Below are 13209 nucleotides of genomic sequence, written 5' to 3'. Positions count from 1 at the left end.
CCGATGCTCTAACCAACTGAGCTACAACCACCGTATTGCACTTTTCACAGGAACATCTTAACAATGCTCCCCGCCCGAACGTGCCGTTCGGTACGGGCGGGTAACCAACTGAGCTACAACCACCGTATTGCACTTTTTATAGGAACATCTTAACGATGCTCCCCGCCCGAACGTGCCGTTCGGTACGGGCGGGTAACCAACTGAGCTACAACCACCATGTAACCGCATTCTTAAATGCGACTGCAAATGTAATTTATTTACTAATGTTTACAAAGTCTTTTGATGAAAATATTATATTAAATCGAATAAACTTTTAACTGCAGCATACCGCTCTACCGTAAAACCTTCAGCGTGCTCTGTTCCTATCAATCTACCCAAATCTCTCGCTCTGTAATCAATACTATCTGTAAAGTTTTTACTGCTGATGGGTGTTTGGGGTGCTTTGCTTTCAGGATCAAAGAATTGCGTTTTATAAGCTGCAACTGCTTGCATTTTTTTATCCATAAATCCCGACACATCAACCACAATATCCGGCTCAATATTTTTCCATTGAATATAATGGTACACATATTTTGGTCGCCAATGTTGTTGTTCTATTCCATTCAATTCGGTTTCAATTTTCATCAATCCGCTTAAAAAACAGGCATCACTCACCAATTGGCTGCCCTTGGCATGGTCAATATGCCGATCGTCAATAGCATTGCATAATACTATTTCGGGTTGATATTTTCTGATCATTCGGATCAGTTCCAATTGATGCGCTTTATCATTAATAAAAAAACCATCCGCAAAACCCATATTCTCTCTCACCACAACACCTAATATTTTTGCGCCTTCAGCGGCTTCCGATTTTCTAGTTTCTGCGGTGCCCCGAGTCCCCAGTTCACCTCGCGTAAGATCTATAATCCCCACTTTTTTACCGTTGTGGACTTCTTTTGCAATGGTGGCACCACAGCCTAACTCTACGTCATCTGGGTGAGAACCGATCGCCAAAATGTCTAATTTCATCTGTTTATAGTTTTATTTTCTAATTAAAGGTTACAACTAACTGCTATATGGCTTCCAATTGCTGTCTAATTTTAACCACGAATGTCACGAATTAACCCCATTTCATACATGAATCATAACTTGACAATTCTTATGTTTTAAATTTCTGAAATGAAACAGAGGTCCAGTCTGTTTTCAAACACTACTGACTTCAATTCAATTATTAAAGTTTAATTTTTAATCCAATAGTTTTGTTCCATTTCGGTCAAAAATGACCAAGCCACTACCCTACTTACTTTATTACCTTGAATCATATCCAAAATCTGGAACTCAGTTGCTCCCAATTTTTTCAATGAGGCCTCCATTGATCGGACATGGCTGACATTTGATACCAAACTTGTAAACCAGTAGCACTGTTTAGGGAATTGGGAACTTTCATATAAATAAGTGTGCAAAAAGGCCTTCTCACCGCCTGCGTAACACAACTCTTTTGGTGTCCCACTAAAGTTTCTAACTACTTTATCGACGTTCTTACCCAATCCTTTCAATTTTGTTTTGGTGGCATCAAGAGCCTCCGCCTGACTCTTAAAAAATGGAGGATTGCAAACAGAAGCCGTAAATTTATCAGACGGTCTAAGAATCCCCTTTAAAATGTGCTGATAATCTTTTTGATGACGCAATGTAATGGCATCTCCAAGATTGTTTTTGTCGATAATATTTTGGGCAAATTGCAGGGACTTTTCATCAATATCTGTACCTACAAAACTCCAGTTGTAAATAGAATTCCCCAATAAAGGGTAGATACAACTGGCGCCCACACCAATATCCAAAACTTTGACATCCGTTTTTAAATGGCTTCGTCTCAATAAATCGGACAGATGGTGCATATAATCGGCGCGACTTGGTATGGGTGGACACAAGTTCTCATTGGGAAACTCCCAGAATTTCACATCATAATGCGTATATAACAAAGCCGTATTCAGGGCCTTTACAGCATCAGGGTTTGAAAAGTCGATCGTTTGATTTTGATAGTCATTAACAAAAACATGTGATTTTAAAGCCTCATGGTTTTTTGTGAGCAGCTCAAAATCGTATGATTCAGTGTGAAGGGAGTTTTTATGCAATTTATTTAAATTTCTTTGATACTATTTGTTTTGGTAGTAAGATCTAATTTTGGGCCTGAAGTTTTGAACTTTTAACCGCCTTAATGGCTTGCTCAATATCTGCAATCAGATCTTTTTTCGATTCTATCCCCACCGAGAAGCGAATCAAATTATCACTCACACCTATTTTATCTCGCTCTTCCTGGGTCAGTAAAGCATGAGAGGTTTTATGAGGCGATAGCATTGTACTTTCAACACCTGCCAAACTCATTGACGGTTTGATCAATTTCAATTCTTTTTGAAATGCCATGGCATCCAGTCCATCAACCAGCTCAAAAGAAAGCATGCCTCCAAATCCTTTCATTTGCGATTTTGCTAAAGCATACTGAGGATGGGTTTTGAGCCCAGGATAAAACACCTGTTTGACGTCCTCATGAGCTGATAAAAATTGAGCCAATTTTTGGGCATTTTTATTTTGGGCCTTGACGCGTAAGGCCAAAGTCTTCATACTGCGCTCCAGCATCCAAACGGTCATATCACTCAAACTACCGCCTAAGTTCTTGGCCACATTGAAAATGGCCTCCATATGAACCCTACTGCAGGCAACCGCACCTGCCAATATATCAGAATGGCCTCCCAAATATTTTGTAGCGGAATGCATGATAATGTCAATTCCAAAATCGATTGGTGTTTGATTGACAGGACTTGCAAAGGTATTATCAATAGTTGTGATAATGTTTTTCGATTTTGCCAAATCAGCGACCCCCTTAATATCCGTGATGGTCAACAAGGGATTGGATGGGGTTTCTATATGAATTAGCTTTGTATTCGGTTGGATGGCCGCATCAAAATCGGCAACCTCGTATCCATCCGTAAACGTAAATTCGATACCGTATTTAGGAAACTCTTCCCTAATAAAATTGCTGGTGCCACCATATAAGGTGTTTTGGACCACAATATGATCGCCTTGTTTTAAAAACGCCAAAAACACGGTGCTAATGGCTGCCATTCCGCTTCCAAAAATCATTCCCGCTTCAGCATGCTCCAACGCTGCTATCTTTTTGGACAAATGTTCTTGGTTTGGCGTGTTAAAATACCGTGGATAACGTTTCACATCAACATCGTCAAATTGATATGATGTCGACATATAAATAGGCGATACCGCTCCTTTAAACTGTTCATCCTTGATTTCGCCAACGTGCGTGCAAATGGTATTTAATCCGTATTTTGATTTTGACATGGGTTCTAATATTTAATAAGCTTTAAAATTACGAATAATTGATTATACATTGATGGATAATGGGAACGCTTTTTTTGCTTTAAGGTTCAAAAAGTGCTCTTCAACGGTGCATTAAATCGTCGAAAAACGTAATTCTAAAAAAATACCAAACTTCAAAACCGTTTTTTAGGCATTGTAAGTCATTTCACTTATATTCGTCATGCTATTAATAAATTACTTTCCAAATGCTTAAAGCCGTATTATTTGATATGGACGGTGTTATTGTGAACACTGAACCCTTACATCAAAAATCTTATTCCCTCATGTTTGAAGATGTCAATATTGACGTACCTGACACTCTCTATGCATCTTTTACAGGACAGTCTACACGCGCAATTTGCGAGTTTTTGGTGGACCATTTTAAATTGCCATTAGGAGCTGAGACTTTACAGGGAATCAAACGCGATCATTTCAAATATTTATTTGAGAACGATGATGAATTAGATCTTTTACCAGGGGTTTTAGACCTGATCAAGGATTATCATTCCAACGGATTAACCTTGGTCCTTGCGTCTTCCGCAACCATGGAAAATATCAATAATATTTTTGAACGCTTCGATTTGAACCCTTATTTCGTCGCCAAATTAAGCGGTGCCGATTTAAAGGCATCCAAGCCACATCCTGAAATCTTTGAAAATGCTGCAAAAGCAGCAGGGTTTAGACGCGATGAATGCATTGTGATTGAAGATTCAACAAATGGTATTAAAGCGGCTAAAGATGCCGGGATATTTTGCGTAGGTTACGACAGTTTACATTCCAATGATCAAGACTATTCACTTGCCGATTTGGTCGTAAGCGACTTTAAAGATATTGCTTACAAGAATATTACTGCCCATTTTAATTCTGTTCTTTCAGAGAAATAAGGATGTCGTTAAGCACTCCTGAATTTTTTAAAATGCTAATTCGAGACCTATAGTTTATTTAAACTTTATTGAAGTATTCTCGAAAGTCTCTACTATATAATATATCCCAAAGTGCTTACTTTTGCTTCTTCAGCAATTCATTTTGTTCTTCCATCAGCTCCTTTAAATGAGACAGCAATTCAATATCCTTTGGTGTTTTGATTGTTTTATCTTTGACATCATCGGCTTTGCTCTTTAGGCTATTCATAAACTTCACCACGATAAAAACGGTCAAACCAATGATCAAGAAATCGATAAAAGCCTCAAAAAGGGCTCCATAACCAATTGCCACTTCATCGGAGACGAGTTGGCCAGCTGGATCTATAATTTTTTCTCTCAAAACAAGGCGTTTGTCTTGAAATTTTATACCGTCGGTCATTAAAGACAATGGAGGCATCAATACTTTTTTTACTAAGACATCAATAACTTTATTAAACGATGCGCCAATAATGATACCGATGGCCATATCCATCATATTTCCTTTTACGGCAAATTCTTTAAATTGTTTAAAAAATCCCATCTCTTTATAGTTTTGGTTTTAATGTTAATTGCAACAGCCACAAACAAAGCGTTTGTGGCTGAAAAATAATTGAACTGTATTAGATCTTATTTTCTATAATATATAGCATATTTGCGGTAAGCGAAAAAGGCCAGAACAGCGACAGCCACTACGGTAATAGCAATAAATTTCAAACTGACAATTTGATCACCACTTGCATAGGCATGGAGACCCGAAAGGTAGAAGTTCACTCCAAAATAGGTCATCATTATACTTGCAAAGGCAATTATAGAGGCCAGGTTAAATCCAAATCGGCCGCGTAATCCCGGAACCAATCTCATGTGGATGACAAAGGCATAGACCATGATACTAATTAAAGCCCAGGTTTCCTTTGGATCCCATCCCCAATAACGACCCCAACTTTCGTTAGCCCACATCCCGCCTAAAAAGTTTCCAATGGTCAAAAGAACCAATCCAGTGGTCAGTGCCAATTCGTTGATAATGGTCAATTCCTTAATGTTGAGCAACATTTTTTGTTTATTCTTTTCGTTGGTAAAAATCATCAAGATTAATGAGACTGCTCCTAAAATCATCCCGAGTGTAAAGGGCCCATAACTCATCACGATTACCGCAACGTGGATCATCAACCAATAACTGTCCAACACAGGTTCTAAGGTTGAAATGGCAGGATCCATCCAGTTCCAATGTGCTACCATCAAAATAATAGCGGTCACAAAAGCGGTTGCAGCGATGGTCAAATCACTCTTTCTTCCAAAAGCCAAACCAAAGAACATGGTTGCCCAGGCTACGTAAATCATCGATTCGTAAGCATCACTCCATGGCGCATGCCCTGAGAGATACCAGCGCACACCCAATCCTAAGGTGTGAAGGATAAACAAAGCTAAAAGTATAAATCCGAAGACCTTAATACTGACATTGACAAATTTATTTCTGCCGTTGAAAATTTGTATAATCAAAAGAACGAACATGAGCGTCCCGGCATACATATACCAACTGAACAAATTCTTGAAAATATCATATTTATTATAGGCAATTTCGGTTTTTACCTTTTTATCAGACAACATGACTTCACTGCCATATTTCTCTTGCGTTTTCTTAATCCCATTCAATACCGCTTCAGCTCTTGAAAAATCGCCATCTTGCTTTGCCTGGTTGAGCGTCAGTAAATATGCGCTAAAGCCATTATTTATAAAGTTACCTAAAAGCGAATCACTTATTGTTTCACGATATCCACCATCTCTAAATTCCTTTGAAGATATCCACTTATTGTTATCATCTTCTGGAACCGGGAAAATTTTCATGGCACGTCCTTCTAACGCATTATGTAATAAGTTAACGCGTTGATCAGCTTCTTTAAATTCCTTTTGCGATCCGTTAGGTATTGCTGCACGGTAGGCACTTTCAAGATAAGGCTCTAATTTGTAGATGCCTTCTTCTGTAAAGAAATCGATAAACGCCACATATTTTTGATCCATAGGCGTTCCAATAATTTTCCTGATAGTATCAGCTTTCTTTGGAGCCAAGTAAATGACCGGCACATTATACCATAATAATGGACTTTCCTGGATGGACAACATTACCTGATTGGCATCAAACTCTTCATAGGAATCATGCTTGCTCAATTTCCGTAGCATTTCAGAAGCGTACGTGTCCATAGGCATCATTCGTCCACTATAATCCTGAACAACCATATGTCCAAATTTATCAGCATGTTCTTTAGGAGTAATATTGGCCCTTAGTACAGAATCTATTTGTGCTTTGGTTGGTCTGCTGCTATTATGGTTATGCCCATCATCAGGAGAATGTGATTGTGAAAAACCTAAGGTAGAACATCCTATAAGTAAAATGGTAGCAAGCTTTCGTTTTTGCTTTTTGACTTTTTCAAGCATACGATTCAAATCTGCAAATCGTGTGTTTTTGTCAAACCAGATGGCCATTAGCCCGATATACAATAGGATATATCCAATATAAGTAACCCAAGTACCCCAAAAATCATGGTTCACTGAAAGAATTGTTCCTTTTTCATCAGAATCAAAACTCGCCTGGAAAAAACGATAACCTCTATGATCAAGAATATTATTCATGTAGATATGGTAGTCAAAATCACCTTCTTCTTTATCCAGGACGGTTACTTTACTTTCATAGGACGAATAGCTTTTCTCTGTACCCGGATATTTCTTAGCGATAAATTCGTTGAGCTTCACCTCAAAAGGCAACTCCATCAATTTGGAACCGTATTTAAGTGCAATTTCCAAATTCCCGAATTTTAATTGTTCGAATGGGTTATTTTTAAACGGACCTCCCAGCAAATTCGCACGTTTTGTTTCACCATCAACGGTAACCTTTAAAACAACGCCATCTTCATCGCCGGCCATCATTTCAGACTTTTTGACCACGTCAAACACCCCTTTTACTATTGGTTTTGGGAACACCATGGACATATTTCCTATAAGATAACGGGAACGTAAAACTAACGGTTGAACACTGTCTTTTACCACGGTGCCCGTTTCCATGGTTGCCATGGTCATATAAGTTCCTTCATAAGGGGACTCAATGGTTAAACCATCTGGAGTTGATGTTATATTGATGGCACCGGGTGTTGGTTTGTCTAAAGCCACCAAAACGTTATGGAGATTAGAAACTTCCCCAACTTTCAAAAAATGATTATGCGGCTGCCCATCTCCAGCTTCTACCAATTTGAGATACGATTCACCAGACTCGTCGGGAATGATATCTATTTCCGCACTTTTTATATATTTCTCCAACTCAAAAGTGATCGGAATATTATCATAATCAGTTTCTACATGGAATTTATTGTCCAAACGGTATGAAAAATCGACTTCACGTTCAATTATTTTTCGTTGTGCTACGCCATTTACCATATAATCGCCATCAATATAGGCAGTGACATATGTTTTTTGAGATAGAAATTGATTTTCAGAGGCGCCTTCGCGTATATGCATCATCCCTTCATATCCAATGTACCTCGTAATAAATGCCCCAAAAATGATCAATACAAAGGACAAATGCAGCATCAAAGTGGCCCATTTCTCCTTTCTCAATAATCTATACCGAAACATATTACCAAAAAAGTTGATCATAAAAAATCCCATAATAGCTTCAAACCACCAGGCATTATAGATCAAATGTCGTGTATATGGTGTAGGTGAAGTTTCTTGATTAGCATCCAAAAATGTTCCAATTGCCATAGCCAAGGCAAAGACAACAAATAAAATAGCGGTTAAACGTGTGGAAAATAGAATATTAGCGAGTCTTTTTTGCATGATAGAAAAACTAATTTTTGCGTGTTCATTTAAGCAGTGCAAATTTAGCCTTTTTTGTTGGTGTTTGAGGGTATATTATATGTTAAAGTTGAGATATTTGAGATGAGTTGGTTTTTGTGGAAAACAATTTCAAAATAGGCTCAGAAGACGCCCTAGATAATAATGAAAAAAGCAGCCGTCTTCCGCCAAAAATGGACGTTATTCCATTTTAACAGATTAAAAAAACGATGAGCAAAATAATCTCATGAAGGTAAACATTAAGAGGTACAAAAATTGTTTTTCAGACAATCAACAACCTACGGACTATTAAAACCCAAAAAAATGGATTGGCCAATCGCGTGGGAAAGTTTTTAATATGGACTATTGAAATCTTTTAAACTTCTTGTCTTGCCTGAAAAATATTCAAATACATAAAGGTTCCCATTTTACGTGCCCTATTTTTGGCATTTTGGGCGTATTCTCCTTCAAAAAGTTCGTCGAGAGTTGCAAACCACAAATTCAACCAGAGACCAAAGTGCAATTCTGTAATGCTGTTGTCGTTTTCATTATCAACGTTGATGTGAACTTGTAAAGGATTTCCGTAATAACGGTTTTCCAATTTTCGTGTCATAAACAAGCTGGTTTCCCAAAACGTGGTCAAACGTTCAATATGAGCATCCCAATCTGTGATAACTCGATTGAAAAAGGGCCCTAAAATCTCATCTTTCCTAACTTTTTTATAAAACTCAGAGACGAGTAAAAACACATCGTCCCTATTCTGAATATCTTTTTTTTCCATTATATATTATGCCAAACGTACCAGATTAATAATAAGGAACGTAGAATGCACTAAAACAGTCGCTATCAATAAATTGTAGATGGTTTTCGGTTTCAATAGCGCATACAGCGAACCATTATATGCCATTGCAAAGCTAACAACTAATATCAAATCTAAAAAACGAAATGTATGAGTGCTATTCATCAGAATAAACATTGCTGCAATAGAACCTAAGCAACTTTGAAAAATAATGGTCAACGGAACATATAAAGTCAAATGTTCTTTAAAATCTTCGAGTCCTTTCTTATAAAGTGTCATAATTCTAATATTTTGTTTAATTACAAAGTTCTTAAACGTTTATTCGTACTTTTATGATTCTAATCATAAGATCATGATTCCTGAAGATTTATTGCACACCCATGGAGGCCTTTTAAAAAGTTATTCCAAGGATCAAACCATCTTTAATGAGGGTGATCGCGCCGATTTCTATTTTCAAATCAAAATAGGTCATGTCAAAATGTTCAATATGACTGAAGAAGGAAAGGAATTTGTGCAAGGGTATTTTGATAATGGCGACTCTTTTGGAGAACCACCACTGTTTGGAGCTTTCAAATACCCTGCTACGGCATTGACCCTTGATTTTTCTGAAATATTTGTACTTCCGAAGGTTTCGTTTTTCAATTTGCTGAAAACACACCCGGACATCCATTTAAAATTCACAAAATTGATTTGTAAACGCATGGTCTACAAAGCCAAAATGGCTCGGGAGGTCTCCATTTATCCTCCTGAACATCGTATTTTAACCCTGTTGCACCATCTCAAAGGAAGCACAGAAAGCGATAATTCTTTTGAAGTGCCTTTAACCCGTCAACAAATTTCTGAATTAACTGGATTGCGAGTGGAAACAGTGATCAGAGCCATTAAAAAACTCGAAAAATCAGAGGCTTTAGCTATTATTGATCGAAAGGTGTTTATATAAAAACGATTAAATTTTTAATACATCGGGACCGATTGCAAGCTTAATTTAAAGGGAAATCCAAAAATTCCGGATTCTTAATTCTTAATTCCTATTTCTTCATTAATTTAGCAGCATGATTTCAGTGGTTATTCTTGGGGCAGGCAATGTCGCAACACATTTATTCAACGCTTTAAACAATTCAGATTCTGTTTCTGTCATCCAATGGTTTAACAGAAATATCAGCAGTTTGAAATCTTACAAGAACAGGGTTGAAATTACCGACGATTTAACGCAATTAAAAGAAGCTGATCTTTATATTATTGCCGTCAGCGATGATGCGATTGCCAATTTATCATCACAATTTCAATTTGAAAACAGGTTGGTGGTCCATACTTCTGGCACGGTCAATATTCACGACCTCGACAAAAAAAACCGGCGTGGCGTGTTTTATCCCTTACAAACATTCAGTAAAAATGCCACCTTGGATTTTGCTGATGTGCCCATTTGTATTGAAGCTATAGATAAATCTGACCTTTCAATCTTAAAAGCCTTGTCAAATGCCATAGGAAGTCCATACCATAGAGTGAGTACCAATCAACGTAAAGCCTTACATTTGGCGGCGGTGTTTGTCAATAACTTTACAAATCAACTCTACCGGGTGGCACATGAAATTACTGAAGCAGAAGGAGTAGAATTTGATATTTTAAAGCCTTTAATTTTAGAAACTGCAAAAAAAGTCCAAAACTTGTCACCTTATATGGCACAGACTGGTCCTGCAAAACGCAAAGACAAAAAAACCATAAAAAAACATATAGATTTGTTGAAAAAAGAGCATCACAAAGCTATTTATGAACTCTTGACCGAAAGTATCCAACAGACACATGGCGTTTTGACAGATGCAAGGACCCGTTCGAAAAAAAAATAAAGTACATGGAAGAAAAAAGTTATAAAGAATACCTCGAGCACATCACGACTTTTGTTCTTGATGTGGATGGGGTGTTGACCGATGGCACTATTTTATTGACCACCAATGGCGACATGCTGCGAACCATGCACGTCAAAGATGGGTTTGCTATGAAGACAGCAATAGACGCTGGATATAATCTTTGCGTCATTTCTGGAGGCAGTAATGAAGGCGTTCGTAAGCGTTTAAATGGTCTGGGAATTACCGATATCTATTTGAGTGCCCATAATAAAATCGACCAATTGAATGACTATATGAAAAAAAACAATATCAAACTTGAAAACGTGCTCTATATGGGTGATGACATTCCTGATTATCCCGTTATGAAACTCGTTGGATTGCCCACCTGTCCACAAGATGCAGTGCCAGAAATCAAGGCCATTTCAAAATACATCTCCCATAAAAATGGGGGAAAAGGTTGCGTGAGGGATGTAATTGAGCAGGTATTAAAAGTACAGAAAAAATGGAACGGAAATTTTGATGCGAAATATGATTGATAAAGCTTGAAGCACGGAGCGTGAAGTTGAAAGACCAAGTGATGAGGGATTAGGGATTAGGGATTAGGGATTTAATTACAAGCTTAATACGCTTGATATTAAGCAATTAAAAAACGAAAGTCTGCAAAAATCTGCTCGAAAAAACATAAAATATGAATTAAAAAACTTGACACTTGAAACTTTAAACTCTTGAATTTTGAACTCTGAACTCTGAACCTTAAATTTTGAACTAACACTACCAACCAATTGAATATTCTAAATTTAATCCGCTGGAAAAACCTATTGATGATTGCTTTTGTACAATTGCTCATTAAATATGCCTTATTACAACCTTTCTCGGAAACCACAGAACTAACCATTACGCTCAATGGCTTTGGGTTTGGGCTTTTAGTACTATCTACACTATGTATTGCGGCTGCAGGAAATATTATCAACGATATTTATGATGTTGAAACCGATTTGGTCAATAGGCCAACTAAAGTGATTATCGGTAAAAAGATTTCTGAAAAAACAGCCTATTCCTTATTTATCATTCTCAATGTGATTGGTGTTCTTATTGGATTTTACCTCTCGCATTTGGTAGGGAGAAGTGGCTTTTTTGCCATTTTTGTTATCATCTCAGCAATGCTTTATATTTATGCATCCTATTTAAAACAGATGGTTTTATTGGGAAATATCGTGATCTCGATCTTGGTGGGATTGAGTATTCTGATTGTTGGTGTTTTTGAATTAATGCCAGCGATTACAGATCAAAATCAACCCACGCAATTGACCTTTTTTATGATCCTTTTTGATTATGCCCTATTTGCCTTTCTAATTAACCTTGTGCGTGAAATGATCAAGGACCTTGAGGATATAGACGGCGATTATAAATCTGGAATGAACACCTTGCCCATAGCCATCGGACGTGATAGAGCTTCAAAAATAGCATTTGGAGTATCACTATTGCCCCTATTTGGTTCCGTGTACTATGTTGCGACTTATCTTCTAAAATCTAAATTGCTTATAGGGTATTTTCTTGTATTGATTGTCGTGCCATTAATTTATATCGCGGGTAAAACATATCAAGCAAAATCAAAAAAGCACTTTCATCATATTAGCAATATGCTTAAATTAGTCATGCTATTTGGGATGCTGTCCTTACTGCTTTATCCGATTGTTTTAAAGTAGGTGACTTTCCTGGAATTAATCTCTCACAGAGGCGAGAAGGCTCGGAGAGGTGTGAAGAAGGAAGCTGGAAGCTATAAGAAACTGCAGACTGAACACTGCCTGCCCGTCCGAAGAATTGCGAAGGCGGGAACACTGCCTACGGCTCACTGAACACTAAAGACTGAAGACTAAAAAAATGCTCACCGAAAAGCTAAAAGATTACAACATCATCTTAGCCTCTGCTTCGCCAAGGCGGCAACAGTTTTTTAAGGATCTGGGATTGGATTTTGAGATCCGTTTAAAACCTGTCCTTGAGGAATATCCACAGCGACTGACCCATTTCGAAATCAGTGATTATCTAGCGCAATTAAAAGCTTTGCCCTTTAAAAAAGATCTAAAACCAAACGATATCCTCATCACCAGTGATACGATTGTGTGGCTCAAGAATAAAGCCCTGGGCAAACCAAGAAACGCTGATGAAGCTTTTGAGATCATCAAATCATTGAGCAATGTCACCCATGAGGTCATTACCTCGGTTTGTTTCACCACGGCTTCCTTCGAGAAAACAGTAAATGCAGTGACAAAAGTGACCTTTAAACGTTTCACTGATGAAGAAATCGACTATTATATCAAAACCTGCAAACCTTTTGATAAAGCGGGCGCTTATGGTATTCAAGAATGGATCGGTCAGATTGGAGTCACCAGAATAGAAGGTTCTTATTTTAATGTGATGGGCCTTCCAACACATCTTGTTTATGAAACGTTAAATGAGATGGTCCAAAAGATTTAACATTGTATTTTTAGTCAAA

The 13209-nt window shown here is 37.6% G+C and carries 13 protein-coding genes; 6 read left to right on the top strand and 7 right to left on the bottom strand.

Annotation, left to right across the window (positions count from 1 at the left end; all coding sequences use genetic code 11):
* Positions 1-291 precede the first annotated feature (291 nt).
* The 3 genes from bshB1 to MWU32_RS00870 form a co-directional block, all read right to left on the bottom strand.
* Positions 292-1008 (bottom strand): bacillithiol biosynthesis deacetylase BshB1, encoded by a 717-nt coding sequence (gene bshB1, locus MWU32_RS00880; protein WP_246936881.1) that lies wholly within the window; start codon positions 1006-1008, stop codon positions 292-294.
* A gap of 209 nt (positions 1009-1217) precedes the next feature.
* The gene (rlmF, locus tag MWU32_RS00875; RefSeq protein WP_246936878.1) at positions 1218-2111 is read right to left on the bottom strand and encodes a 23S rRNA (adenine(1618)-N(6))-methyltransferase RlmF; all 894 of its coding nucleotides are present in this window, start codon (positions 2109-2111) and stop codon (positions 1218-1220) included.
* A gap of 43 nt (positions 2112-2154) precedes the next feature.
* The gene (locus tag MWU32_RS00870; RefSeq protein WP_246936875.1) at positions 2155-3330 is read right to left on the bottom strand and encodes a trans-sulfuration enzyme family protein; all 1176 of its coding nucleotides are present in this window, start codon (positions 3328-3330) and stop codon (positions 2155-2157) included.
* A gap of 224 nt (positions 3331-3554) precedes the next feature.
* Here MWU32_RS00870 and MWU32_RS00865 point away from each other — a divergent pair, with 224 nt between their 5' ends.
* On the top strand, positions 3555-4232 hold the full coding sequence (locus MWU32_RS00865) for an HAD family hydrolase (RefSeq protein ID WP_246936871.1): 678 nt from the start codon (positions 3555-3557) through the stop codon (positions 4230-4232).
* A gap of 115 nt (positions 4233-4347) precedes the next feature.
* On the opposite strand, the gene mscL is transcribed toward MWU32_RS00865, so the two are convergent.
* The 4 genes from mscL to MWU32_RS00845 all read right to left on the bottom strand — a co-directional run bounded on the left by mscL (position 4348) and on the right by MWU32_RS00845 (position 9150).
* The gene (gene mscL, locus MWU32_RS00860) at positions 4348-4791 is read right to left on the bottom strand and encodes a large conductance mechanosensitive channel protein MscL (protein WP_246936869.1); all 444 of its coding nucleotides are present in this window, start codon (positions 4789-4791) and stop codon (positions 4348-4350) included.
* Positions 4792-4877: 86 nt separating this feature from the next.
* On the bottom strand, positions 4878-8075 hold the full coding sequence (ccsA, locus tag MWU32_RS00855) for a cytochrome c biogenesis protein CcsA (RefSeq protein ID WP_246936866.1): 3198 nt from the start codon (positions 8073-8075) through the stop codon (positions 4878-4880).
* Between the two features lie 373 nt (positions 8076-8448).
* Positions 8449-8853 carry a group III truncated hemoglobin gene (locus MWU32_RS00850; RefSeq protein ID WP_246936864.1) on the bottom strand — a complete coding sequence of 135 codons (405 nt, stop codon included), beginning with the start codon at positions 8851-8853 and terminating at the stop codon, positions 8449-8451.
* A 6-nt stretch (positions 8854-8859) separates the two neighbouring features.
* Entirely contained in the window at positions 8860-9150 is a 291-nt protein-coding gene (locus MWU32_RS00845; RefSeq protein WP_246936862.1) for a hypothetical protein, read from the bottom strand.
* Between the two features lie 73 nt (positions 9151-9223).
* Between MWU32_RS00845 and MWU32_RS00840 the strand changes: the two genes are divergently transcribed.
* From MWU32_RS00840 to MWU32_RS00820, 5 genes are all read left to right on the top strand, one after another.
* The gene (locus MWU32_RS00840; RefSeq protein ID WP_246936859.1) at positions 9224-9811 is read left to right on the top strand and encodes a Crp/Fnr family transcriptional regulator; all 588 of its coding nucleotides are present in this window, start codon (positions 9224-9226) and stop codon (positions 9809-9811) included.
* Positions 9812-9923: 112 nt separating this feature from the next.
* Positions 9924-10715, top strand: a complete 792-nt coding sequence (locus tag MWU32_RS00835) for a Rossmann-like and DUF2520 domain-containing protein (protein WP_246936856.1) — start codon at positions 9924-9926, stop codon at positions 10713-10715.
* 5 nt (positions 10716-10720) lie between these two features.
* A complete protein-coding gene (locus MWU32_RS00830) occupies positions 10721-11251 on the top strand; it encodes a KdsC family phosphatase (protein ID WP_246936853.1) in 531 nt (176 codons plus the stop codon).
* A gap of 246 nt (positions 11252-11497) precedes the next feature.
* Positions 11498-12421, top strand: coding sequence for a geranylgeranylglycerol-phosphate geranylgeranyltransferase (locus MWU32_RS00825; RefSeq protein ID WP_262914689.1), 924 nt, complete (start codon positions 11498-11500; stop codon positions 12419-12421).
* A 175-nt stretch (positions 12422-12596) separates the two neighbouring features.
* The gene (locus MWU32_RS00820) at positions 12597-13190 is read left to right on the top strand and encodes a Maf-like protein (protein WP_246936848.1); all 594 of its coding nucleotides are present in this window, start codon (positions 12597-12599) and stop codon (positions 13188-13190) included.
* Positions 13191-13209 lie beyond the last annotated feature (19 nt).

The organism is Gelidibacter sp. F63206 (genome assembly GCF_023015735.1).
The sequence above is the reverse complement of the archived record's forward strand: the minus strand, read 5'-3'. Positions and strand labels throughout refer to the sequence as shown.

Excerpts from the sequence above, each read along its gene's own strand:
- MWU32_RS00850 (WP_246936864.1), bottom strand. The coding sequence starts at position 8,853 with ATGGAAAAAAAAGATATTCAGAATAGGGACGATGTGTTTTTACTCGTC.
- MWU32_RS00845 (WP_246936862.1), bottom strand. The coding sequence starts at position 9,150 with ATGACACTTTATAAGAAAGGACTCGAAGATTTTAAAGAACATTTGACT.
- MWU32_RS00870 (WP_246936875.1), bottom strand. The coding sequence starts at position 3,330 with ATGTCAAAATCAAAATACGGATTAAATACCATTTGCACGCACGTTGGC.
- MWU32_RS00820 (WP_246936848.1), top strand. The coding sequence starts at position 12,597 with ATGCTCACCGAAAAGCTAAAAGATTACAACATCATCTTAGCCTCTGCT.
- MWU32_RS00830 (WP_246936853.1), top strand. The coding sequence starts at position 10,721 with ATGGAAGAAAAAAGTTATAAAGAATACCTCGAGCACATCACGACTTTT.
- bshB1 (WP_246936881.1), bottom strand. The coding sequence starts at position 1,008 with ATGAAATTAGACATTTTGGCGATCGGTTCTCACCCAGATGACGTAGAG.
- MWU32_RS00865 (WP_246936871.1), top strand. The coding sequence starts at position 3,555 with ATGCTTAAAGCCGTATTATTTGATATGGACGGTGTTATTGTGAACACT.
- ccsA (WP_246936866.1), bottom strand. The coding sequence starts at position 8,075 with ATGCAAAAAAGACTCGCTAATATTCTATTTTCCACACGTTTAACCGCT.
- mscL (WP_246936869.1), bottom strand. The coding sequence starts at position 4,791 with ATGGGATTTTTTAAACAATTTAAAGAATTTGCCGTAAAAGGAAATATG.
- MWU32_RS00835 (WP_246936856.1), top strand. The coding sequence starts at position 9,924 with ATGATTTCAGTGGTTATTCTTGGGGCAGGCAATGTCGCAACACATTTA.
- MWU32_RS00840 (WP_246936859.1), top strand. The coding sequence starts at position 9,224 with ATGATTCCTGAAGATTTATTGCACACCCATGGAGGCCTTTTAAAAAGT.